This window comes from Rhizobium aouanii (genome assembly GCF_037002925.1).
Classification (GTDB): domain Bacteria; phylum Pseudomonadota; class Alphaproteobacteria; order Rhizobiales; family Rhizobiaceae; genus Rhizobium; species Rhizobium aouanii.
This window is the reverse complement of the sequence record NZ_JBAMYD010000001.1, coordinates 468,637-490,767: the sequence shown is the minus strand read 5'-3', so window position 1 is coordinate 490,767 and position 22,131 is coordinate 468,637. Positions and strand designations below refer to the sequence as shown.

At 60.1% G+C, this 22,131-nt stretch carries 21 protein-coding genes and 1 pseudogene; 11 read left to right on the top strand and 11 right to left on the bottom strand.

Going from position 1 to position 22,131, the window contains the following annotated elements; all coding sequences use genetic code 11:
• The first annotated feature begins 13 nt into the window (after nt 1-13).
• The gene (locus tag V8P77_RS02350) at nt 14-946 is read left to right on the top strand and encodes a ribose-phosphate pyrophosphokinase (RefSeq protein WP_335910497.1); all 933 of its coding nucleotides are present in this window, start codon (nt 14-16) and stop codon (nt 944-946) included.
• Nucleotides 947-1,166: 220 nt separating this feature from the next.
• Here V8P77_RS02350 and V8P77_RS02345 read toward each other — a convergent pair whose 3' ends face one another.
• Nucleotides 1,167-2,705: a hypothetical protein gene (locus V8P77_RS02345; RefSeq protein ID WP_335910496.1), complete on the bottom strand. Its 1,539-nt coding sequence runs from the start codon at nt 2,703-2,705 to the stop codon at nt 1,167-1,169.
• Between the two features lie 348 nt (nt 2,706-3,053).
• Between V8P77_RS02345 and V8P77_RS02340 the strand changes: the two genes are divergently transcribed.
• The 5 genes from V8P77_RS02340 (at nt 3,054) to V8P77_RS02320 (ending at nt 8,318) form a co-directional block, all read left to right on the top strand.
• Nucleotides 3,054-3,662 (top strand): 50S ribosomal protein L25/general stress protein Ctc, encoded by a 609-nt coding sequence (locus tag V8P77_RS02340; protein WP_003541728.1) that lies wholly within the window; start codon nt 3,054-3,056, stop codon nt 3,660-3,662.
• A gap of 184 nt (nt 3,663-3,846) precedes the next feature.
• Nucleotides 3,847-6,198 carry an EAL domain-containing protein gene (locus tag V8P77_RS02335; protein ID WP_335910495.1) on the top strand — a complete coding sequence of 784 codons (2,352 nt, stop codon included), beginning with the start codon at nt 3,847-3,849 and terminating at the stop codon, nt 6,196-6,198.
• Between the two features lie 25 nt (nt 6,199-6,223).
• Nucleotides 6,224-6,937, top strand: a complete 714-nt coding sequence (locus tag V8P77_RS02330) for a substrate-binding periplasmic protein (protein WP_335910494.1) — start codon at nt 6,224-6,226, stop codon at nt 6,935-6,937.
• Between the two features lie 191 nt (nt 6,938-7,128).
• Nucleotides 7,129-7,860: an aminoacyl-tRNA hydrolase gene (gene pth / locus V8P77_RS02325; RefSeq protein WP_335910493.1), complete on the top strand. Its 732-nt coding sequence runs from the start codon at nt 7,129-7,131 to the stop codon at nt 7,858-7,860.
• Between the two features lie 5 nt (nt 7,861-7,865).
• Nucleotides 7,866-8,318 (top strand): GNAT family N-acetyltransferase, encoded by a 453-nt coding sequence (locus tag V8P77_RS02320; RefSeq protein ID WP_373694568.1) that lies wholly within the window; start codon nt 7,866-7,868, stop codon nt 8,316-8,318.
• A 31-nt stretch (nt 8,319-8,349) separates the two neighbouring features.
• On the opposite strand, the gene clpS is transcribed toward V8P77_RS02320, so the two are convergent.
• Nucleotides 8,350-8,661: an ATP-dependent Clp protease adapter ClpS gene (clpS, locus tag V8P77_RS02315; protein WP_335910491.1), complete on the bottom strand. Its 312-nt coding sequence runs from the start codon at nt 8,659-8,661 to the stop codon at nt 8,350-8,352.
• Nucleotides 8,662-8,925: 264 nt separating this feature from the next.
• On the opposite strand from clpS, the gene ychF reads away from it, so the two are divergent.
• Nucleotides 8,926-10,029, top strand: a complete 1,104-nt coding sequence (gene ychF, locus V8P77_RS02310; RefSeq protein WP_027664117.1) for a redox-regulated ATPase YchF — start codon at nt 8,926-8,928, stop codon at nt 10,027-10,029.
• Between the two features lie 366 nt (nt 10,030-10,395).
• On the opposite strand, the gene V8P77_RS02305 is transcribed toward ychF, so the two are convergent.
• Nucleotides 10,396-11,478 (bottom strand): hypothetical protein, encoded by a 1,083-nt coding sequence (locus V8P77_RS02305; RefSeq protein WP_335910489.1) that lies wholly within the window; start codon nt 11,476-11,478, stop codon nt 10,396-10,398.
• Between the two features lie 81 nt (nt 11,479-11,559).
• Here V8P77_RS02305 and V8P77_RS02300 point away from each other — a divergent pair, with 81 nt between their 5' ends.
• Both V8P77_RS02300 and V8P77_RS02295 read left to right on the top strand, forming a co-directional pair.
• A complete protein-coding gene (locus V8P77_RS02300) occupies nt 11,560-12,069 on the top strand; it encodes a MaoC family dehydratase (protein WP_335910488.1) in 510 nt (169 codons plus the stop codon).
• A 16-nt stretch (nt 12,070-12,085) separates the two neighbouring features.
• Nucleotides 12,086-12,553 (top strand): MaoC family dehydratase, encoded by a 468-nt coding sequence (locus tag V8P77_RS02295; RefSeq protein ID WP_335910486.1) that lies wholly within the window; start codon nt 12,086-12,088, stop codon nt 12,551-12,553.
• Nucleotides 12,554-12,566: 13 nt separating this feature from the next.
• Here the strand turns inward: V8P77_RS02295 and V8P77_RS02290 are convergent, their stop codons facing one another.
• From V8P77_RS02290 to petA, 4 genes are all read right to left on the bottom strand, one after another.
• Nucleotides 12,567-13,109, bottom strand: a complete 543-nt coding sequence (locus V8P77_RS02290; RefSeq protein ID WP_335910484.1) for an adenine phosphoribosyltransferase — start codon at nt 13,107-13,109, stop codon at nt 12,567-12,569.
• Between the two features lie 115 nt (nt 13,110-13,224).
• The gene (locus V8P77_RS02285; RefSeq protein WP_335910482.1) at nt 13,225-14,109 is read right to left on the bottom strand and encodes a cytochrome c1; all 885 of its coding nucleotides are present in this window, start codon (nt 14,107-14,109) and stop codon (nt 13,225-13,227) included.
• A 25-nt stretch (nt 14,110-14,134) separates the two neighbouring features.
• Nucleotides 14,135-15,415, bottom strand: coding sequence for a cytochrome b (locus tag V8P77_RS02280; RefSeq protein ID WP_335910481.1), 1,281 nt, complete (start codon nt 15,413-15,415; stop codon nt 14,135-14,137).
• 14 nt (nt 15,416-15,429) lie between these two features.
• Nucleotides 15,430-16,008 (bottom strand): ubiquinol-cytochrome c reductase iron-sulfur subunit, encoded by a 579-nt coding sequence (gene petA, locus V8P77_RS02275; protein ID WP_335910480.1) that lies wholly within the window; start codon nt 16,006-16,008, stop codon nt 15,430-15,432.
• A gap of 283 nt (nt 16,009-16,291) precedes the next feature.
• Here petA and V8P77_RS02270 point away from each other — a divergent pair, with 283 nt between their 5' ends.
• Entirely contained in the window at nt 16,292-17,224 is a 933-nt protein-coding gene (locus V8P77_RS02270) for an endonuclease/exonuclease/phosphatase family protein (protein ID WP_335910479.1), read from the top strand.
• Here V8P77_RS02270 and V8P77_RS02265 read toward each other — a convergent pair.
• Nucleotides 17,180-19,093 (bottom strand): ABC transporter ATP-binding protein, encoded by a 1,914-nt coding sequence (locus tag V8P77_RS02265; RefSeq protein ID WP_335910477.1) that lies wholly within the window; start codon nt 19,091-19,093, stop codon nt 17,180-17,182. The genes V8P77_RS02270 and V8P77_RS02265 overlap by 45 nt on opposite strands.
• Before the next feature lie 162 nt (nt 19,094-19,255).
• Here V8P77_RS02265 and V8P77_RS02260 point away from each other — a divergent pair, with 162 nt between their 5' ends.
• The gene (locus V8P77_RS02260; protein WP_062944444.1) at nt 19,256-19,486 is read left to right on the top strand and encodes a CopG family ribbon-helix-helix protein; all 231 of its coding nucleotides are present in this window, start codon (nt 19,256-19,258) and stop codon (nt 19,484-19,486) included.
• A 35-nt stretch (nt 19,487-19,521) separates the two neighbouring features.
• On the opposite strand, the pseudogene V8P77_RS02255 reads toward V8P77_RS02260, so the two are convergent.
• The 3 genes and pseudogenes from V8P77_RS02255 to V8P77_RS02245 form a co-directional block, all read right to left on the bottom strand.
• Nucleotides 19,522-19,665: pseudogene (locus V8P77_RS02255) on the bottom strand (type II toxin-antitoxin system RelE/ParE family toxin); the annotation flags it as partial.
• Between the two features lie 165 nt (nt 19,666-19,830).
• Nucleotides 19,831-20,100: a ribbon-helix-helix domain-containing protein gene (locus V8P77_RS02250; RefSeq protein WP_003541771.1), complete on the bottom strand. Its 270-nt coding sequence runs from the start codon at nt 20,098-20,100 to the stop codon at nt 19,831-19,833.
• A gap of 99 nt (nt 20,101-20,199) precedes the next feature.
• A complete protein-coding gene (locus tag V8P77_RS02245) occupies nt 20,200-22,056 on the bottom strand; it encodes an ABC transporter ATP-binding protein (protein WP_335910475.1) in 1,857 nt (618 codons plus the stop codon).
• Nucleotides 22,057-22,131: the final 75 nt, after the last annotated feature.

The following is a 22,131-nucleotide window of genomic DNA, read 5'->3' as shown; positions in this document are numbered from 1 at the left end:
CAGGCGGACCAAAATGAAGGTTTTCGCGGGCAATTCGAACCGGCAACTCGCCGAAGCGATCTGCAACTATCTCAATGTTCCCTTGGGGAAAGCCAGTGTTCGAAGGTTTGCCGATCAGGAAATCTTCGTGGAAATCCAGGAAAATGTGCGCGGCGAGGACGTTTTCCTCGTGCAGCCGACCGCTTTTCCCGCAAACGACCACCTGATGGAACTGCTGATCATGATCGACGCCATGCGTCGTTCGTCAGCCCGCCGCATCACCGCCGTCCTTCCCTATTTCGGCTATGCGCGTCAGGACCGCCGTGCTTCAGGCCGCACGCCGATCTCCGCCAAGCTGGTCGCGAACCTCATTACAGAAGCCGGCGCCGACCGTGTCATGACGCTCGATCTCCATGCCGGGCAGATCCAAGGCTTCTTCGATATTCCGACCGATAATCTCTTCGCCATGCCCGTGCTGACGCGCGACATCAAGAGCCATTATGACCTCAGCAACGTCGTGGTCGTCTCGCCTGACGTCGGTGGTGTGGTTCGCGCCCGCGCGCTTGCCAAGCGGCTGGACTGTCTTCTGGCCATCGTCGACAAGCGTCGCGATCGGCCGGGTGAATCCGAAGTCATGAACATCATCGGCGACATAGCCGGCAAGGACTGCCTGCTGATCGACGATATCGTCGATTCCGGCGGCACGCTCTGCAATGCGGCCGACGCGATGCTGGCCAAGGGCGCATCCAGCGTCACCGCCTATATCACCCACGGCGTTCTCTCGGGCGGCGCAGTCACCCGCGTCACTTCCTCGAAGCTTCGCGAACTCGTCATCACGGATTCGATCCAGCCGACCACGGCGGTTCTCTCGGCGCACAATATCCGCATCGTGACCACGGCCCCTCTGATCGGCGAAGCCATCAGCCGAACAGCTCAGGAAGAGTCCGTCTCCAGCCTGTTCGATTAAAGAGAGCCGGCATTCGACCGGCTTTCAATTTCTGCATTAGATGGACCAAGCTATTATTGGGCATGCCCTCCGAGCCGCATGAATTGCTGGCCGTTGATTGTGGCGGAGCCGCGTTCGCAAGCGGCCGCCCGATAGTTGGTTTCGGCGAAGCTTGTGACGTAAGGCGCAAAAGCCGGCACAAGGCCGGCTTCCTTTCATTTCGGATACCAAGTGATAATGCTCAAGGCTGCTGCGGTGGCGCAGGTACCGTATCCTGCCCCTGATCCGGTTCCTGCTCAGTCTCCAGCCCCTGATCCTGATCCGGACCATCCGGCCCCTTGATCTGCTGGCCGTTGACGACGACTGCACCATCCCGGCTGACACTGATGTCCCAGCGCGAGCGGCCATCTGCATCGGTCTTGGCGAAACCTTTCACCATCATGATGCCGAAGGAGACCTGGTTGAGATCAGGATCCGTCTTGGCAAGCTCCTGAACCGCGGCAATCGTTTTGTCGAGATCGCGGGCAAGGATCGTCGCCTCCATCGAATAGTCCTTCTCTGTGTCGATCCGCCCCTCGATCTTGCCCGTCATGTCGAGGTCGTAGACCTCAGACTTGGCACTGACCTTCGGAAACTCCACCATAAGCAGGCCGTCGCGGAAGAGTTTCTTCGCCATCTCCTCGCCGGTCTTCTCGGGTGCCTTGTCATTGAAATCCACCGCCATGAGGGCGTCGCCGAAGCTTGCGAAATCCAGGTTCGGAACAGCGAGCTGAAAATCGAAATTGGTCGGCATGAATGGCGCATAATTTGCCGGCATTAGCGGCGTGTCGAGGCTGATCTCCTGGGCGTTCATGCCGAAGCCGAAACGCATGGCGTCGCTTGGCCCTTCGATGGCGAGGTTGTAGCCGAATGCCTTGGCACCGCCCTTGCCCATCTCGTTTATGACGGCCAGGTCGTTGACCCCGATCGTCTCGCTGAACGAGGTCAGAAGCGGAAAAGCTTCCTTCACTATTGCCTTTATCTTGTCGGTATTTTCCGCGCTCAATTCCTTCTCATCGAGATGCTCGAGCGCGAAGAAGACCATCTCGCGAATCTGCTTCGCCGGCAGGCCGTTCACCTTGGCATCGACATGGATTGAGCCGGCACGAAGTTCGATGGGCGGCATTTGCAGACTGGAAACCTGCTCGACAAAACCAGACATCGAGGCGCTGCCGACAAAATCGATACGTCCGTTGCCGCCTGAACTGTCCGTCGAACTCAGCTTGTGGTCCATGCTGGCGATTCTGGCGCTGACTTCTGCAATCTCAGACTTGCTGGCGACCTTGACGTCCTTGATCGCGAAGGTGCCTGAGCGCAGATAGCTGATTGCTGGGTCGAAAACACCGCTGTAGACGATCGAAGCGATGGAATAGGTGAAATTCGTTGTTTTCTGATCCGGGTCTTTAAAATGGCCAGAGACGTTGAGCTTGTTGTCACCCTCGATATTCCAGAGCCCGCTGTCGAGGGGCGTGGCGAACGTCGAGAACGGCGTCAGCCCACTGATCGCGAATTTCGCCGGATCGACCTTGGTCAGCAGCTTCGCCAGATCATAGATGATCTCGTAGCGCGTGCCGGCCGGATTGACGCTGATGAAGCCGCTCTTTGCCATATCCTCGGGAAGCAGCTTCGTCAGAGTGTCCTTGACCGCATTGGCGCCGTCCTGGTTGATCTCGGCGCTCTGGGCCGTGGTGACAAGGCAAAGTGCCAGCAAGCTCGTTGCCGTGACAAGTTTGAGACGCATAGTCCGATTTCTCCTCAGCCGCTTTTTGAATGCGGCATCCAAAAAGGGGAAGCGCGCCGATGTCAACCTCGACCGGAGCGGGAATTGCTGAATCTTGTTGCTTGCGGAGCCGTGAGATAGAAGCGCCTCGATTCCGACTGCGCTTTCGGCTTGCCGGAGCGCTTGTATAGCCGGAAAATGGCCTGAATCCGCAACTTGCGTTTCCGATCGACTTATAATATAGGCCACCGGTCCGTGTAGACACCCTTGGAGGCAACGCGGATGAGGTCGGGTCATACCGCCTCCGGTTCGTCGGAACAAGGCTTTGCCCGCCGCCGAACTCTCCAAATAACCTCGAAAGGAATAGCCATGAGCCAGGAAACTTACGAGCTCAAGGCCGAGGCGCGCGAACGGGTTGGTAAGGGGTCCGCCCGTGAACTTCGCCGCAACGGTTTGATTCCCGCTGTCATCTATGGTGACAAGCAGGCCCCCATTGCCATCGCTCTCAACACCAATGAGGTGACGAAGCGCATTCACGCCGGTGGTTTCATGACCACCGTGGCGACGATCGACGTCGACGGCAAGAAGCACAAGGTTCTGCCGAAGGACTACCAGCTCGATCCGGTCCGTGACTTCACGATGCATGTCGATTTCCTGCGCGTCTCCGGCAACACCCAGGTGACCGTCGAAATCCCCGTGCACTTCATCAACGAAGAGAAGTCCCCGGGCCTGAAGGTCGGCGGCGTTCTGAACATCGTTCGCCATGAAGTCGAAGTTCACTGCCCGGCCGATGCGATCCCTGAATTCTTCAACATTGACCTCAGCGGCAAGAAGATCGGCGACAGCATCCATATCGCGGAAGTCACCCTGCCGAAGGGTGTCACCCCGGTCATCGACCGCGACTTCACGATCGCGACGATCATCGCTCCGGCTGCCGGCATCGACGAGAGCGCCGCGGAAGGCGAAGCCGAAGCCTGATCGCTTCGACCAATTTGTAAAGCATATGGCCCGCTTTCCCCTGGAAAGCGGGCTTTTCATTGCCCGGAAACGCCCCGTTTCAGCAACATTTAACAAATTCGTGAAAGCATGCTCCGTCAGCTGCGAAGAAGCCCGCCTCAACGCGCGACAGCAAATACGGCCGGCCCGGGGAGTAGACGGAACCATGAACAATTCCGTTGAGAACAGATTTTTTGCGATAGTTTGCGGAGCGCTGCTTGTTTTTGTCGCTCCCCTCTTTGTTCTCTTCCTTTTTCTTTCCTCGGAACGGGCCGACAAGGAAATACGCGACCATATCTCCGTTCTTCTTGTCGCCAATGCCCAGGCGCTGGCCAAACCGCTGTGGGACCTCGATGAGGACAGCGTCACCCAGATCAGCGCGACGGTCGTTTCCCAGGGCGCCATCGTCAGGGTCGAAGTGCGTGACCAGTCAGGCCAGCTCGACGTCAGCCAGTCCACCATTCCGCGCTCCTTCGACGGCAAGCTGGTGCAGGTGTCGCGCGCCATCATCTACAACACCATCGACGGTCCGAAGAACCTCGGCAGCATCAGCGTCTATTATCCGGCACTCGGCCTGTTTTCCGGCCTGAAGCAGGAAGAGGTCGTCTTCATCTCGATCTTCATCTTCGCGGTGCTGACCGTTTTCGGCACGGCGCTGATCGGCAACCGCTTCTTCGTCATCCAGCCGCTGATGCGGCTGACGGCGGCAATCGAGGCCACCCGCCAGTTGGGCTCCCGCCATCATGTCGACTGGCAGTCGAACGACGAGATGGGACGGCTTGCCCATAGCTTCAACGAGATGCAGACCAAGCTCGAAAGCGAGGAAAAGGAGCTGAAGATTGCCCACCGCCGCGCCACCGATATCTACAATCTGACCCCCGCCATGCTCTTCTCGCTCGACGAGGAAGACCGCATCACCGCCGTCAGCGATTATTGGCTGCTTGCCACAGGTTATAACCGCGCCGCCGTCATCGGCCGCAACTTCGCCAATCTCGTCACCCCCGCGACCCGCGACAAATTCGTCAAGCGCCGCCAAGCCGAAAGCGGCATGACCGTCACCGTCAAGTTCGTTTGCCTGGATGGCCGCACCATGGACGTCCTCATCATGGAATCGGAGGCGGGAGCTGGCGCTCAAGACCGCCTCTCGCTATCCGTCATGACCGATGTGACCGAACTCAAGGCGTCCGAGGACCGCAACCACCGCCAGGCAATCACCGATCACCTGACCGGGCTTCTCAACCGCCAGGGCTTCGAAGCCGTCCTCGACAACAAGATCGCCGCCGCCGATGCCGCCGGCCAGGAACTCGCCTGTCTCTTCGTCGATCTCGACCGTTTCAAGTGGATCAACGACAATATGGGCCATGCCGCCGGTGACATGGCGCTGGTCGAGCTCGTCGAGCGCCTGAAGACCCACCTTGCCCCCTCCGACGAGGCGGCCCGTCTCGGCGGCGACGAATTTGCCATCCTGCTGCCGGCCAAGGACGCCGAAAGCCGCGCCAAGGTGATGTGCGAGCAGATCGCCTCGATCTTCGAAACGCCATTCGCTCCCGACATGCATCTGAGCGCTTCCGTCGGCATCGCCATCTATCCGCACCATGCCGCAACCGCGGCCGAGCTGCTGCAAAAATCCGACATGGCAATGTATGCCAAGAAACGCGACGGCAAGAACGGCGCACAGCTCTTCGACAATGCCATGCTCGACCGTGCCCGCAGCCGCGCCGAGATCGAGGCCAATATCGAAGCCGGTCTGGTCGACAACTGGTTCGAGGCTTTCCTGCAGCCGATCGTCACCCTTAACGGCCGCGGCATTGCCGGTTTCGAGGCGCTGATGCGCCTCAACCATCCGCAGAAGGGCTTGATGCCGCCGGCCGAGATTATCAGCGTCGCCGAGGAGACGGCAAAGATCGTCCGCGTCGGCAACGTCATCATGGAAAAGGCGGTCGCCAACCTCGCCAAGATTTCCCGCATACCAGGCATGCAGGATACCTATCTCGCCATCAACTTCTCGCCGTTGCAGTTCGAGCCGGCGCTGCCGGCCCGTCTTGCCGCCATCGTCGGTCGGCACGGCATCCGTCCCGAGCGCATCGTCGTCGAGATCACCGAAGCCGTGCTGATGCACGACAACCCGCAGATTCGTATGATCGTCACAGAGCTTCGTCGCTTCGGCTGCCGCATCGCGCTCGACGATTTCGGCACTGGCTATTCGTCGCTGAGCTATCTCAACCGCTTCCCTGTCGACATCATCAAGATCGACCAATCCTTCACCCGCGCGATCAACGACGGCGACGATGACGTACGCCAGAAGAGCCGCATGCTGATCGAAGGCATCACCACGCTATCCCACAAAATGAACTGCACCGTCATTGCCGAGGGTATCGAGACCGAAGAGGAATGCCGCACGCTCCATCAGATGGGGCTTGACTACGGCCAGGGCTATCTCTTCCATCGTCCGCAGCACCCAGCCACGCTGATCGAGGACCTGACGGCCTCGCAATCGGCCGTCGCACGCGCCTCGTGAACGAAGAACCAAGGAGATGATGCGGATGAAAATGCTCCTGCTTCTCGCATGCCTGGCGCTGCCCTGCACCGCCCATGCGCAAACGGTGACGTTCACGACCGAGGACTATGCACCCTTCAACTATCGCGAAGGCAAGGAGATCAAGGGTGCGACCGTCGAGCAGGTCGAAAAGGTAATGGCCGCGATCAGCGTCGACTACACGATCGAGATCATGCCCTGGGCCCGTGCTTTCAGCCTTGCCCGCACGGCGCCGATGACTTGTGTCTTTGCGACCGCCCACAACGGCGCACGCGACCCCCTGTTCAAATGGGTCGAACCGCTGCTCATCGACCGCAATATCCTGATCACGCGAAAGGGCTCGGGCGTCACCGCCGGCAATCTGGACGAAGCGAAGAAATATACGATCGGTACCCAGCGCGAGGATTACACCGAGACGATCCTGAAGGAAAAGGGCTTCACCAAGCTCGATGTCGCCAGCGACTTCAACGCGACGCTGCGCAAGCTGCTTGGCGGGCGCATCGACATGATGCCGATCTCCGAACTCTATTTCGAAAAGCTGAAGGCAGACCAGCCGGTGGAATTGGTGACCGTGCTCTCCGCCCAGCCAATGGGCATCGCCTGCGAGAAGAACTTTCCGGACGATCTGCTCGCCAGGATGCAGGCTGCCCTCGACAAGCTGATCGCCGATGGCGACCAAAAGCAGATCTTCCTGAAATACGGCATGAACCTGTCGGACTGACTCCGAAGATATCTGCCCTTTCCGCTTGACTTTGCTTTCATTTCGCGTTGGTGAACGGCGGGAAGTTCTAAAGCGCGTCGCGATCTTTCAGATTTGTTCCTCGCACTTTAGGTCTTTGTTTTTACGCATGTGATTGTCGCAAAACCGCTGCACACTTTTGCGCGACATGCTTTAGCGAGGAAAGACAGGCCATGCTGATCATCGCGGGTCTCGGCAATCCCGGCGGCAAATACGTCGGCAACCGCCACAATATCGGCTTCATGGCCGTCGACGCCATCCATCGGCGCCACAGCTTTTCGCCCTGGTCGAAGAAGTTCAGGGCCGAGATCGCCGAGGGCGAGGTCAGCGGTGAGAAAGTGCTGCTGATGAAGCCGCAGACCTTCATGAACCTTTCCGGCGAGTCCGTCGGCGAGGCGATGCGTTTCTACAAGCTCCAGCCGGCCGATCTCGTGGCCATCTATGACGAGCTCGACCTTCCCCAGGGCAAGGCGCGGCTGAAGACTGGCGGCGGCCACAACGGCCACAACGGCATCAAGTCGCTCGACGCCCATTGCGGCAGGGAATACCGGCGGCTACGCCTCGGTATCGGCCATCCCGGCATCAAGGAAATGGTGCAGAACCATGTGCTCGGCGATTTCGCCAAGGCCGACAAGGCCTGGCTGGAGCCGCTTCTCGACACGCTCGCCGACAATGCCGACATGCTGGTGCGAAACGAAGATTCGCAGCTGATGAACAAGATTGCGCTGGCGCTCGGCGGAAAGGCCGAGGAGGAGAAACCGGCGAAAGAAAAGAAGGACGTCGAGAAGAAGCCGGCCGGCCAGTCGCATATCCATCAGGCCCGCAACCACAATCAGCCGAAGTTGCCGGCCACCGGCCCGATGGCCGACATGCTGAAAAAGATGTTTGGCAAAAAGGGCGATTGAGAACGATGCCCGATCAAGACGTCATCATCCGCCCGGCTGCCCGCGGCGATCTCGCCGGTCTCATGACGCTTTACCGTCACCTGAACCCCACGGATCCGGTTCTTGACGAGGCCATTGCCGAAGAACGCTTTTCCGCCATCCTGGCCCAGCCCGGCATGACCGTCTTCATCGGTTTTGCGGGTGAGGTCGCCGTCGCCACCGTCACAAGCGTCGTCGTGCCGAACCTGACACGGAACGGCGCGCCCTATGCGCTCATCGAAAACGTCGTCACCCATGCCGATCATCGCAAGCGCGGTTATGCCCGCACCGTCATCGGCCACGCGGTCGCCGAGGCGTGGAACATCGGATGCTACAAGGTGATGCTGCTTACCGGCTCCAAGAATCCGGCAACGTTGCGCTTCTACGAGAATTGCGGCTTCGTGCAGGACAAGACCGGCTATCAGATCCGCCGGCCCTGACTCCATATTCGGGGCGGCCCGCGGAAAGCGCCTATTCCTCCGGTTCGGTGGTGAACATCAGCGGAAAGCCCATGCCCTTGGCAAGCTCGATGCCTTCCTTGGCCTTGGTCTCGGCGATGTCCCTGACGCAGACCACGACCACGCAGGAACCCAGCTTGTGCGCCGTCATCATCACCCGGTAGCCGGTCTCCTCGCTCATGCGGAAGACGGCCTTCAGGATCATGATAACGAATTCGCGCGGCGTATAATCGTCATTGATGAGAATGACCTTGTAGAGCTTCGGCTTGTCCAGCTTGAGCTTCACTTTGGCCTTCGGTTTCAGGGCAATGTCATTGTCACTCATCGGAAAAATCCACCCGTTGATGACATGGAAAAGGCGGAGAAAACGTCCGCCATCAATATATTGCACCGTAAGCACGGCAGTTCAATGACGGAGTGTTATTCCGCGGAGAGCAGGAGGCAATTCCGGCCACGTTTTTCGAGAATCGCCGCAGCCTTCCTGTCATCCGGAGAGCCGGCGACCTTCAATTCATGTTGCGAACCCTTGACCCAGGGCGGCCATTCCCGCATAGGCAGGGCAAAGTTACCAATAGATATGGATCAAGCCATGGGCTTCAAATGCGGTATCGTCGGGCTGCCGAATGTCGGCAAATCGACCCTCTTCAACGCGCTCACCAAGACGGCGGCGGCACAGGCGGCGAACTACCCCTTCTGCACCATCGAGCCGAACACCGGCGAAGTCGCCGTTCCCGATCCGCGAATGCGCAAGCTTGCCGACATCGCCAAGTCGAAGGAACTGATCCCGACCCGCATCTCCTTCGTCGATATCGCCGGCCTGGTGCGCGGCGCCTCGAAGGGCGAAGGCCTCGGCAACCAGTTCCTCGCCAATATCCGCGAGGTCGATGCCATCGTCCATGTGCTCCGCTGCTTCGAAGACAGCGACATCACTCATGTCGAGGGCCGCATCAACCCGGTCGCCGATGCCGAGACGATCGAGACCGAGCTGATGCTTGCCGACCTCGAAAGCCTGGAGCGCCGCACCGAGCAGACGCGCAAGCGCGCCACCGGCAAGGACAAGGATTCGGTGGCGATGCTGCCGATCATGGAAGCCTCGCTGAAGCTGCTCAACGAAGGCAAGCCGGTGCGCACGCTGCTGTCGACGCTCGATGCGGAAGAAATCGTCATCCTCAAGAGCCTCAATCTTCTGACCTCGCATCCGGTGCTCTACGTCTGCAACGTCGCCGAAGGCGATGCCTCGACCGGCAACGAATTCACCGAGGCCGTCGCCGTCATGGCGAAGGAACAGGGTGCCGAAACCGTCGTCATCTCGGCGGCGATCGAAGCGGAGGTCGCCCAGCTTCCCGAGGAGGAAGCCAAGGAATTCCTCTCCGCCCTCGACCTTGACGAGGCGGGCCTCGACCGGCTGATCCGCGCCGGCTACAAGCTGCTCCACCTCATCACCTATTTCACCGTTGGCCCGAAGGAAACGCGCGCCTGGACGATCGAGCGCGGCACCAAGGCGCCGCAGGCCGCCGGCGTCATCCATTCGGATTTCGAGCGCGGCTTCATCCGCGCCAACACCATCGCCTATGACGACTACATCAAATACAACGGCGAAGTCGGCGCCAAGGACGCCGGCAAGGCACGCGACGAAGGCAAGGAATACGTCGTCCAGGACGGCGACGTCATCCATTTCCGCTTCAACACCTGATGAAATCGCTGCCGCCTAGAGCCTTTCCTGGTCAGATTGAAGCATTCTGCCGGAGCAGGTTTTCGTCAGGGCAGAGGCGATTGGCGAAGGGCATACCTCTTGGTACGTCCGAGCCGATCGCCTCTGTCCTGGCGGAAAGATGCCCGGCCCACCGGCCGCACTGCTTCGCCATGGCGAAGCAATAGGGGCGTCCGGTACTTCTAAGTCTTGCAGATTTGCCAGGCAAATCTGCGGGAAGGTTGGCTGAAACGGGCCGGCTGATCGACCGGCCGGCTTGGCCGTAGAGCTTGGCTACGACGCGCCGGCCGGTCGACGATCCGACTCCGTTTGAGCCAACAGAATGCTTCAATCTAACCCGGAAAGGCTCTAGCCGGGCGGCAGCCTGTTTGCGATTGCCGGAGGCAGTGCCCTGAGCACCAGCCGCCGAAGCGGCATCCAGCCCGTTCCGATAATGAGCACGATCGTGCCGACAACGATCAACGTCGTAAAGATATAGGTATCGACAGTCGCGTTTCCCTTCCGCACGACACCGAAGATCGCAACGCCGAGCGATAGCAGCCCGGAGGTAACGAAGGCGCGCCGGTCGATGATGAGGCCGATCAGCATCAACGCCGCGACGGTCGCGACGACCACAGGCGTGCCGGCTGACATGTTCCCTACGTCAAAGATACGGACGCCTTCCCCCAGAGACAGGAGGGAAACGGTGCTGTAGAGCAACGCCGGCGCGGCGCCGAGATGCAGCCAGAAAGCAATATCCGAACGCGTTGTCCGCCGCAAACGGTCGCCGAGATCGAAATAAAGCGCCGTCCCAAGCAGTCCCAGCGCGCAGATGAGGGCAACCAGCGCCAGCACGACGGGATGATCGAGGAAAAACGCCGGATTACCGCTTGCCCACTGCACCAGGCGCAAAAGCAGCGTGAGGACGAAGGCAAGCACGGACATGATGCAGAGCGCCAGCGACAGCGGCACGCCGTAGCGGACATAATAGGCGCCGAGGATGATTGGGAAGCCGGCGACGAGCTGCGTCGCCTCCGCTCCGAAAGATTGGGAAGCCGGCATCCACGGCGGGAAGAAATGGGACATCAACAGGCATGTCCAGCAGAACAGCGCGATCGTCAGGCTGACGGCTGGCAAGGCGAGCCGCTGACGCCGCACCAGGATTTCCGAAAGCACGATGATGGCAGCCGGCACGGCGTAAAGCGGAGCAAGGCCCCAGAGGCCGACGAGCGCAACGATGACGCCGACGGTAATGAGCACGTCATGAAAGCCTCGCACGAAACGCGGCGTCTCCGTATCCGACCAGGCCTGCCCCGCGTCCGCCATTGCCGGCTGCTCTTCGGCCACCGCCACCCCGCGCTCAATGAGAAATGGCAAAAGTCGCCCACCCGCCTCCGGCGAAATCAGCTCCTGGCGCACGGCCTCGTCGAGTATCGACCTTAGTTCAGTCATGCCGGTTTATCTCCCCGGAATCATTGAGCCCGCGCGGATGCTATTGTAAGCATTGTGCGCTGCATATGGCGGGAGAAGCGAATGTCGGCAGAAAAGCTTTCCTTCGAGGATTTCCAGCCCGGCCGCCGCTTTGCGCTTGGCCCGAAGCCGGTGGCCGCCGGGGAAATCATTGAGTTCGCAAGCGAGTTCGACCCGCAGCCGATGCATCTTGATGAGGCTGCCGGCCGCGCCAGCATTCTCGGCGGACTTGCCGCCTCCGGCTGGCACACCTCTTCGATGTTCATGCGCATGATGGCTGACAGCTACGTGCTGCATTCGCTCTGCGAGGGTGCGCCGGGCGTCGATCTGATGGAATGGCGAAAGCCGGTGCTTGCCGGTGACACGCTGTCGGGCCATTCGACCGTGCTCGAAGCCCGGCCGATGCGCTCGCGCCCCGGCATGGGCATCGTCAAATTCCGTCATGAGGTGGAAAACCAACGCGGCGAACTCGTCTGCGTCTCGGAGAATTCGGTCATGTTCGGCATGCGCTCCCGGCCAGCCGATATCGATAAGCCCGGAGACATCAGCATGAGCCCGGAGGCGTCAGCATGAGCCCGGAGGCGTCAGCATGAGAATGTCCGAGCTTTACGCGGTTGGCGAGAAGGCCGAGATCGGCAGCTATACTTTTACCGAGGAAAACATCATCCGTTTCGCGACGCGCTACGATCCGCAGCGTTTCCACATCGACAAAGAAGCCGCCAAGGACACCCTCTTCGGCGATCTCTGCGCCTCAGGCTGGCACACTACGGCGGCCTGGATGCGGACCTTCCTCGCCTTCTGGGAAAGGCAGAGTGCTGCACTCGCGCAAAAGGGTCTGACGTCGCCGAACCTCGGCCCCTCACCCGGCTTCCAGAAACTGCAATGGCTGCGGCCGGTCTTCGTCGGCGACGTCGTGACCTATTCCGTCGCCTTCCTCTCCAGCCGGGCGCTTGCGTCGCGGCCGGGGTGGCACCTCAACACCATCCTCTGCGAGGGCGTCAATCAGAATGGCGAGCCGGTCATCCGGTTCGAAAGCAGCGTCCTCGAATTCGACTGACAATGGCGCCCGATCAGTGCCCGGAGAATTCGACTAGCGTGTGCACGTCGACGCCGAGCTCTTCCAGCTTCCTGCGGCCGCCAAGATCCGGCAAATCGATGACGAAGCACGCACCGACCACTTCCGCGCCGATCTGGCGCAAAAGCTTCGTAGCACCCACTGCCGTGCCACCGGTGGCGATCAGGTCGTCGACCAGGATCACCTTCTCGCCGGGCTGCACCGCATCGCGATGCATCTCCATCTCGTCGACGCCATATTCCAGGCTGTAGGCGATGCGCACGGTCTCGTGCGGCAGCTTGCCCTTCTTGCGGATCGGCACGAAGCCCGAGGAAAGCTGATGGGCCAAAGCGCCGCCGAGAATGAAACCGCGCGCCTCCATGCCGGCGATCTTGTCGACCTTCGTGCCCGCATAGTGCTGCACAAGCTCGTCGACCGCCCGGCGAAAAGCCCGGGGGTTGCCGAGCAGCGTGGTGATGTCGCGGAAGATGATGCCGGGCTTGGGGTAGTCGGGAATGGAGCGGATGCTGGCAGCGAGCTCCGAAGTCGTATTGTCCATGGAAAGTCCATATTCTGCGAGGGTATGAAACTGGCCGCACCCTATCAATTGCAAAGGGCGGAACCAACAAAAAAGGCGGCCCGAAGCCGCCTTTTGGATGTCGATCGGGAACCGCTCAGTGTTCCTTGTTGGCGTAGATCGAGCGCTTCGTCAGGTAGATCAGCACCGTGAAGATGATCAGGAAGATCATGACCATGAAGCCTGTGCGCTTGCGCTCTTCGAGATGCGGCTCCGCTGCCCACATCAGGAAGGCGGTGACGTCCTTCGAATACTGGTCGACCGTCGCCGGCGCGCCGTCGTCATAGGTCACCTGGCCATCAGAGAGCGGCTTTGGCATGGCAAGGACGGCGGCAGCATTGAAATAAGGGTTATAATGTCCCCCCTGCGGCACCTGGAAACCGGCCGGCGGTTCTTCATAGCCGGTCAGCAATGCGTGGATATAGTCCGGGCCGCTTTCCTGATATTGCGTGAAAATGTCGAAAACGAACTGCGGAAAGCCGCGCTCGACTGAGCGGGCTTTGGCAATCAGCGAAAAATCAGGCGGAGCCGCGCCATTGTTGGAAGCAGCCGCGGCTTCAGCATTGGGGAAAGGCGACGGGAAGTAATCGGAAGGAACCGCCTTGCGGGTAAACATCTCGCCGCTGGCGTCGGGACCATCCTGGACCTCGTAGTTCGCGGCGAAGGCCTTCACCTGCGCCTCGGAATAGCCGAGCTCGTCGAGCGTGCGGAAAGGCACGAGCTTCATCGAATGACAGGCTGCACAGACTTCGGTGTAGACCTTGAGGCCGCGCTGGAGCTGGCCCTTGTCGTAATGGCCGAACGGACCAGCGAAAGACCATTCCTCCTCCTTCGGATGCTTCAGCGGATAGTGCGGCGTTTCGCTTTCCTCGTGATGGGCCGGAGCTGCACCGTTGGCGGGCGTCGCCTCCTGAGCCAGCACGGCACTGCCGAAACCGGCGGCGAATGCGAACGAAAGAATGCTTGCAACAAGCGTTTTCATGTTCCTGTTCCCTTCCGTCGCGCGCTTACGCATTGGCCGCTGCATTGGCGGCAGCTGTTTTGTTGCGCTTCTCGAGCACCGCTTCAGTGATCGAGTTCGGGATGCGGCGCGGCGTCTCGAGGAGGCCGAGCACCGGCATGGCAACCAGGAAGAATGCGAAGTAGAGGAGCGTGCAGACCTGAGAGATCCAGACGAAGTCACCTTCCGCCGGCTGCGATCCGAGCCAGCCGAGGATGATCGCGTTGATCACGAACAGCCAGTAGAACACCTTGTACCAGGGACGGTAGACCGCGGAGCGAACCTTGGAAGTGTCGAGCCAGGGCAGGAAGAACAGCACGATGATCGCACCGAACATCACCAGCACGCCGCCGAGCTTGGAATCGATCGGGCCGACGTTGAAGGTGATCGAACGCAGCATCGCGTAGAACGGCAGGAAGTACCATTCCGGAACGATGTGGGCCGGCGTCTTCAACGGGTCAGCCGGGATGTAGTTGTCGGCATGACCGAGGAAGTTCGGCATGTAGAAGACGAAATAGGCATAGACCAGCAGGAAGACCGATACGCCGAGAGCATCCTTCATGGTCGCATAGGGCGTGAAGCGCACCGTGTCCGTCTTCGTCTTGACCTCGACGCCCGTCGGGTTCGTCTGGCCGGTGACGTGCAGCGCCCAGATGTGCAGGACGACGACGCCGGCGATCATGAAGGGCAGCAGGTAGTGCAGCGAGAAGAAGCGGTTCAGCGTCGGCTGTTCGACGGCAAAGCCGCCGAGTAGGAACTGCTGCAACCATTCGCCAATCAGGGGAAAGGCCGAGAAGAAGCCGGTGATGACGGTCGCACCCCAGAAGGACATCTGGCCCCAGGGCAGAACGTAACCCATGAAGCCGGTCGCCATCATCAGGAGATAAATGACCACGCCGAGAATCCAGAGAATTTCGCGCGGCGCCTTGTAGGAGCCGTAGTAGAGGCCACGGGCAATATGCAGGTAGACCGCGACGAAGAAGAAAGACGCGCCATTGGCATGCATGTAGCGCAGCAGCCAGCCATGATTGACGTCGCGCATGATCTTTTCAACGGAGTTGAAGGCAATCGTCGTCTCGGCGGCATAGTGCATGGCGAGAACCACACCCGTCAATATCTGCAGGATCAGCATGACCGAGAGCATTGCGCCAAAAGTATAGGCATAGTTCAGGTTACGCGGAACCGGATAGGCGACGAAACTATCATAGACCATGCGCGGCAGCGGAAGGCGCGCATCGACCCATTTCTCGAGGCCGGTTGATGGCTCGTAGCTGGAATGGCCACTCATATATCAGTCTCCCCTCAACCGATCTTGATTTTGGTATCGGACACAAATGAAAAGGTCGGTATCGCCAGGTTCTCGGGCGCAGGACCTTTGCGAATGCGGCCGGCCGTGTCGTAGACCGAGCCATGGCAGGGACAGAACCAACCATTGTATTCGCCGGCCTGGCCGAGCGGTACGCAGCCGAGATGCGTGCAGGTGCCGACCATGACGATCCAGTTTTCCTTATCCTTGCCGCCCGAACGGTCAACACCCGTTGCCTGAGCGTCGGCGGGAAGGTTTGCATTGCGCGCGATCGGGTCCTTGAGATCCGATAGCGGAACATCGGCTGCGGCCGTCACTTCTTCCGGGGTGCGATTGCGGATGAAGATCGGTTTGCCGCGCCATTTGACCGTCAGCGACATGCCGGGCTCAAGGCTGGCAACGTCGACTTCGATGGAGGCGAGAGCGAGCGTCGAAGCGTCAGGACGCATCTGATCGATGAACGGCCAAGCGACCGCGACGGCGCCGACGGCGCCCGCCATACCAGTGGTGAGATAAAGGAAATCACGGCGAGTGGGTTCGCCCGTGCCCTCGCTTGTCGTTTCGTGTTCGCTCACGGCTAACATCCTCTGCGCAATTTTCGCGGAATTCCGCCCTACCCCTCTGCCGGCGAATCTCTCCAGACACAATTCGGCCATAGATTCCCCAGCAATCCGGCGCGTTCTATGCTTGATCGCAAATTATGTCCAGCCTTGGCAAGGGGATGAGGGCACAATGTCGCGGGAAATTTCGGATGAATTTTTTAAGGCAAACACGCGCTTGCCATTATGTTGCATTGCAACAAAAATGCCCTCGTGATAGGCGCAGTCCGAGCCATGCCAGTGAGCCGGACCGGAGCGGATGAGAGACACGATTTTTTGCGTATTCAGCGTTCTTACGACGCTTGTTCTCGCCATCGTCTCCCTGCGATACGTCACCGATTTCTATTTGCTGTCCTTCTTTTACAGCTTCCAGGTTCATCTGGCTACGGCCGGCGCGGTGGCCGCGGTCGCAGCCCTTCTCGTCAAGCGGCACTGGTATGGCCTGCTGACCCTCGCGGTATCGGTGGTTCTTGCAGTCCATGGCATCGTGATGATGCGCGAATTCGTCGAACCATCAGTCGAGGAGAGCCGCCCGGCCCTGTTCAGGCTGATGTCCTTCAATATCGAGAACGATAATTTCGCAAACGGCCCTGACATCGCCGACATGGTCATCGCCTCAGGCGCCGATGTCGTCAACATCCTGGAGGCCGAGCCGCTGCTGTCGGAACTGCCGCGGTTGTTGAAGATCTATCCCTATTATATCGGCTGCGGTGTCGGCATGGAGCAATGCGATACGCTGGTGCTGTCAAAGCGTCCGCTGATCGAACCCCGCATCCGCAATCTCGGCCTGCTCTGGCGCAACCGGCTGACGATCTCGACGGTCGATTTCGATGGCCAGAAGGTCAATTTCCTCGCCGCGCACCTGACCAAACCTTATTACGACGAGTTCCACGGTTTGGAGATCTGGGATCTCGCGGAGGTCATCCCTACCCTTTCGGGACCGCTCGTTCTGGCCGGTGATTTCAATACATCGATTCTCGCGCCCGACGTGCAGCATCTCATGCGCACTCAAGGCTTGGGCACGGCATCGCTGGAGCCCGCAACATGGCCGATCCGCGCCGGCGCCTTCGGTATTCCGATCGATCATATCTTTACCCGGGCGCCGCTGCGGCTGAAATCGGTCCGCCGCATCGAGAACGGCTTCGGATCAAATCATTTTGGCCTCATGGCGGAATTCGTCGTCGACCCTTGAGCCTGCATCCTCATCCGTAGCAAGGAAGCCGCCGGACTGGCGCGCCCAAAGTTCGGCATAGAGCCCGCCGTGGCGAAGCAGTGCGTCATGGCTGCCTTCCTCGATGATCCGTCCGAGATCGACGACGATCAGCCGATCGAGCGCGGCGATCGTCGACAGCCGATGGGCGATCGCAAGCACCGTCTTGCCTTCCATGATCCGGTGGAGATTGGACTGGATCGCTTCTTCCACTTCCGAATCGAGCGCCGACGTCGCTTCGTCGAGAACGAGGATCGGCGCGTCCTTCAGCATGACGCGGGCAATGGCGATACGCTGCCGCTGCCCGCCGGACAGTTTGACGCCGCGTTCTCCGACATGCGCATCGAAACCTCTGCGGCCCTGCTGATCCTGCAGGCGTTCGATGAAGTCGATGGCTTCGGCGCGCCTGGCCGCCTCGACCAGCCCCTCCTCGCCGGCATCCGGCCGTCCGAACAGGATGTTGTCGCGCACCGAACGATGCAGCAGCGAGGTGTCCTGGCTGACGACGCCGATCTGCATCCTGAGGGATTCCTGCGTCACGGCTGATATATCCTGGCCGTCGATGAGAATGCGGCCGTCCTGAATATCGTAGAGGCGCAATAGCAGGTTCATCAGGGTCGATTTCCCGGCGCCCGAACGGCCGACGATCCCGACCTTTTCGCCCGGGCGGATGGTTAGCGAGAAATTCTCGACGACCGGCTGGTGGCCCTTGCCGTAGCGGAAGGAAACATTGTCGAAACGGATGCCGGGCTGCCGGATCACCAAGCTCCTCGCATCGGTCCGGTCGACGAGCCCCAGAGGCTGGGAGATCAGCTCGGCGGCGTTCTGGATGGTGCCGAGGTTGCGCATGATGCCGTTGAATTGCGTCATCAACCGTCCGAGCAGGAAATTCAGCCTGAGCACCAGCGCCAGCGAGAATGCCACGGCACCCGAGCTGATGAGGCCGCGCAGCCAGAGATCGACGCTCAGGCCCGCCATCGTCACGATCATCAGGCCGGAAAGCAACGCCATCGAGGCCCTGACGCCGGTGATGAACCGCGTAAAGCGCAGCACCGTATCCTGATAGATATCGAAGCCCTGCCGCATGTAGCGGTCGCTCTCCTCGTCGCGTGCAAACAGCTTCAGCGTCTGCATGTTGCTGTAGGAATCGACCATCCTGCCGTTTAGCATCGATCCGGCTTCCGCCGTTTCTCGGGAATGATGGCGGATCCGCGGGACGAAGTGGCGGGCAAGCAGGCTGAAGGCGCCAAGCCAGAACAGCACGACGGCGGCAAGGGAAAAGTCCAGCCGAGCGACGAGCACGAGCGTCGTGACCGCATAGATGCCGACGAACCAGACGCTTTCCATCAGCGAGGTGACGAGATCGCCGGTGGCCTGCCCGGCCGACCAGACCTTGGTGACGATGCGTCCGGAAAAATCGCTCTGGAAAAACGACAAGGATTGCCTGGAGACGTGGAGATAGGATTGCCAGCGTGCGAGATTGTAGAAGCCGGGCGTGATCACCTGCTGATCGACGAGCGCGATCAGGAAGGCGACGACGAAGCGCACCAGCCCGATGAGGGCGAGCATCACGAACAATTCGCCGCCATGGGCTGCGAGAAGACCGCTCCAGCCGGCACCCGGCGTGATGCTGCCGAGGATATCGACGAGCCGCCCGACAAACCAGAAGAGCGCTGCCTCGATCGCCGCCGACGTGCCGCCGAGAACTAGCATGGCGATGAACGGCATCCTCGCCTGGCCGATATAGAACCAGATGAATCCGAGCGTCGAACGCGGCGGCTGCAGATTGGCGCGTGGGCGGAACGGATCGATCCAGGTTTCGAACCGGCGGAGGATGGGGTTCAGCAACATAGAAGCGATATAGGCGGATTAGCCGGACCGGCAAAGGGAATGAAAAGCGGACAGAATGTTATATTTTGGTAATTATCGGTAACATCGGCGGCATACCCATTGAATGCCCCCGAACCGGTCACAATCTGACGTTACGATCGCGCTTTACCGGAGACCACTTCCATGGAAACGAAAATGCTCGATGTGCATGTTCCGCTTCCGCTTGCAGAAAGGCTGGATGCCCTGGCATTCGCCCTGGGGTTGCCGCGCGACGAGATCGTCGCCGAGGCCATTGCCACCTGGATCGATCAGGAGGAGCACCGCCGCCTCGTCGCCCTGCGCACGATCGCGGCCGCCAACACCATGGTCGTCGTCGAGCATCACCGCGTGATCGACTGGGCCGACAGTCTGTGAGCGGAAAAACAAGTCCGCATGGTCGTCGGCGGGCTTCAATCCTCGCCAAGAATGCCAATAACATCCCGGCGGCCGTGCAGAACGCGCAAGATCGTAACTACGTCACCCTCGACAAGATAATAAGCGCGAATATCCTCGAAACCCGAAACAGACCATGATCTAACGCCCGTCAAATGCGAGTTGACGAATGTTTTAGGCGTGCCGGAATGAGGATAGTCGAGAAGGCGTGTGAAGACTGCTCGGTCGCATGCAGGAACCGCTGGCTAGGCTCTCTCCGCCATGCTCCGCAAGATAGATAAGCTGCAACAGAATATCGTTGCGAGCTGCCGGCTTGACTGTAAGCCTCACGGCGACTTCTTTTTGCTCTGCGCGGCTAGCAACTGCGCGGCATCTTTTCTCAGATCGCTCCAGAATGCCGGCGTTGCCTCTACGGCATCACCCGATGCCAGGCCCTCGAGCAGCAAAGCCTCGAGCCGCGCCTCGTTTTCGCGCGCCTGCGCATCACGAACGAGGCCGCGGAAATATTCGCTGACATTGCCATAGCCCTTGCTGGCCATCTGACTTTCGACAAAAGCCTTGAGGCTGTCCGGCAGTGAAATCGTCACGGTCGCCATAAGCGATATCCTTGTAGAGACCAGGAAATGTAGCACAGCCTCTTAATTGTTCTCAACAGTTAAGCAGGCCCTCCCCGTTTCCGCAGGAAGGGCCGAGCTTTATTCCGCCGCCACTTCCGCCTCCTCGGCGTGATCGGAGAGGAAGCCGCCGGACTGGCGGTTCCAGAGGTCGGCATAGATACCGCCTGCTTCGATCAGTTCGCTGTGCGAGCCGGCCTCGATGATCCGGCCCTTGTCGAGCACGATCAGCCGGTCCATCTCCGTCAGCGTCGACAGCCGGTGGGCGATGGCGATCACCGTCTTGCCCTCCATTAAGGCGAAGAGGTTTTCCTGGATCGCCGCCTCGACTTCCGAATCGAGCGCCGAGGTTGCCTCGTCGAGCACCAGGATCGGCGCGTCCTTCAGGAAGACGCGGGCGATCGCGACGCGCTGCCGCTGGCCGCCTGACAGTTTGACGCCGCGTTCGCCGACCTGCGCGTCGAGCCCCGCTCGCCCCTGCATGTCGACGAGGCCTTCGATGAACTCCCAGGCATTGGCTCGTTTGGCGGCCTCGATCACCTCGTCGTCCGTTGCTTCGGGACGACCATAGGCGATATTGTCGCGGATCGATCGATGCAGCAGCGAGGTGTCCTGCGTCACCACGCCTATCAGCGAACGCAGGCTTTCCTGCGAGACGCCGGCGATATCCTGCCCGTCGATCGTGATGCGGCCGTCCTCAAGATCGTAAAAGCGCAGCAGCAGGTTCATCAGCGTTGTCTTGCCAGCACCGGAACGGCCGACCAGACCGACCTTCTCGCCTGCCTTGATGTCGAGCGACAGGTTGTCGATGACACCCTTGCTCTTGCCGTAGTGGAAGCGGATGCGGTCGTAGTGAATCGCGCCCTTCTTCGCCGTCAGGGTGGGTGCGCCCGGCTTGTCGACGATGTCGTGCTGTTTGCTCATCATCTCCATGCCGTCATAGACTGTGCCGATATTCTCGAACAGCGCCGAGACTTCCCACATGATCCATTGCGACATGCCGTTGACGCGCATGGCAAGACCGATGGCGATGGCGATGGCGCCGACCGAGATCGCGCCGTTCAGCCAGAACCAGATCGATAGGCCCGAGATGACGAAGAGCGCAACGCAATTGTTCACGTAGACGAAGATGTGGAAGAGCGTCACCTTGCGCATCTGCTTGTGCACGGTCTGCAGGAACTCGTCCATGCCCTCTTTGGCATAGACCTCCTCGCGGCCCGCATGCGAAAACAGCTTGACCGTCGCGATATTCGTATAGCTGTCGACCACGCGGCCCGTCATCATCGAACGCGCATCCGCCTGCGCCGCCGCGATCTTGCGAAGCCGCGGCACGAAATAGGCGACGATGCTGATATAGACCGCGAGCCAGACGAGGATCGGGATCATCAGCCGCCAGTCCGCCGCCGCAATCACGATAATCATCGTCAGGAAGTAGGTGACGACATAGACGAAGACGTCGAGGATCTTCATCACCGTTTCGCGTACGGCAAGCGAGGTCTGCATCACCTTGGTGGCGACACGCCCGGCAAACTCGTTGGCGAAGAACGACATGCTGTGACGCAGCAGGAAGCGGTGCATCTGCCAGCGTGCGATCATCGGATAATTGCCGAGCATCATCTGGTGCATGATGAGCGAATCAAGCCCGGCCGTCAGCGGCAGGCCGACCAGCACCAGCGCCGCCATCCAGAAAAGCTTGTGGCCTTCTCTCTCCAGGAATGTGGCGCGGTCGGCATTGGTCAGCCAGTCGACGATGTCGCCGAGGAACTGGAAGAGCGCCACTTCGCCGATCGCGATCAGCGCGGTCAGCACGGCCATCAGGCCGAGCCAGGGCGCAGCCGGCTTGCTGTAATGCCAGCAAAAGGCGAAGAGACCTTTCGGCGGGGCGACAGGGTCCTCGCTTGGAAAGGGATTGAGTCGCTGTTCGAACCAGCCAAACATGAAATTGCTCCGAAACGTCAGCGTTCCGGCTCCCGGCTTCGCGCCATCCCAGCGCTATGCAAGCACATATGGGAA

Bases quoted from the DNA above. Each gene is read 5' to 3' on its own strand.
- V8P77_RS02320 (WP_373694568.1), top strand. From the start codon at position 7,866: ATGCCCGATCAAGACGTCATCATCCGCCCGGCTGCCCGCGGCGATCTC.
- V8P77_RS02345 (WP_335910496.1), bottom strand. From the start codon at position 2,705: ATGCGTCTCAAACTTGTCACGGCAACGAGCTTGCTGGCACTTTGCCTT.
- ychF (WP_027664117.1), top strand. From the start codon at position 8,926: ATGGGCTTCAAATGCGGTATCGTCGGGCTGCCGAATGTCGGCAAATCG.
- V8P77_RS02250 (WP_003541771.1), bottom strand. From the start codon at position 20,100: ATGGCGACCGTGACGATTTCACTGCCGGACAGCCTCAAGGCTTTTGTC.
- V8P77_RS02260 (WP_062944444.1), top strand. From the start codon at position 19,256: ATGGAAACGAAAATGCTCGATGTGCATGTTCCGCTTCCGCTTGCAGAA.
- V8P77_RS02300 (WP_335910488.1), top strand. From the start codon at position 11,560: ATGTCGGCAGAAAAGCTTTCCTTCGAGGATTTCCAGCCCGGCCGCCGC.
- V8P77_RS02350 (WP_335910497.1), top strand. From the start codon at position 14: ATGAAGGTTTTCGCGGGCAATTCGAACCGGCAACTCGCCGAAGCGATC.
- V8P77_RS02335 (WP_335910495.1), top strand. From the start codon at position 3,847: ATGAACAATTCCGTTGAGAACAGATTTTTTGCGATAGTTTGCGGAGCG.
- V8P77_RS02265 (WP_335910477.1), bottom strand. From the start codon at position 19,093: ATGTTGCTGAACCCCATCCTCCGCCGGTTCGAAACCTGGATCGATCCG.
- V8P77_RS02330 (WP_335910494.1), top strand. From the start codon at position 6,224: ATGAAAATGCTCCTGCTTCTCGCATGCCTGGCGCTGCCCTGCACCGCC.
- V8P77_RS02245 (WP_335910475.1), bottom strand. From the start codon at position 22,056: ATGTTTGGCTGGTTCGAACAGCGACTCAATCCCTTTCCAAGCGAGGAC.
- V8P77_RS02340 (WP_003541728.1), top strand. From the start codon at position 3,054: ATGAGCCAGGAAACTTACGAGCTCAAGGCCGAGGCGCGCGAACGGGTT.
- V8P77_RS02285 (WP_335910482.1), bottom strand. From the start codon at position 14,109: ATGAAAACGCTTGTTGCAAGCATTCTTTCGTTCGCATTCGCCGCCGGT.
- V8P77_RS02280 (WP_335910481.1), bottom strand. From the start codon at position 15,415: ATGAGTGGCCATTCCAGCTACGAGCCATCAACCGGCCTCGAGAAATGG.
- V8P77_RS02290 (WP_335910484.1), bottom strand. From the start codon at position 13,109: ATGGACAATACGACTTCGGAGCTCGCTGCCAGCATCCGCTCCATTCCC.
- V8P77_RS02270 (WP_335910479.1), top strand. From the start codon at position 16,292: ATGAGAGACACGATTTTTTGCGTATTCAGCGTTCTTACGACGCTTGTT.
- pth (WP_335910493.1), top strand. From the start codon at position 7,129: ATGCTGATCATCGCGGGTCTCGGCAATCCCGGCGGCAAATACGTCGGC.
- V8P77_RS02305 (WP_335910489.1), bottom strand. From the start codon at position 11,478: ATGACTGAACTAAGGTCGATACTCGACGAGGCCGTGCGCCAGGAGCTG.
- clpS (WP_335910491.1), bottom strand. From the start codon at position 8,661: ATGAGTGACAATGACATTGCCCTGAAACCGAAGGCCAAAGTGAAGCTC.
- V8P77_RS02295 (WP_335910486.1), top strand. From the start codon at position 12,086: ATGAGAATGTCCGAGCTTTACGCGGTTGGCGAGAAGGCCGAGATCGGC.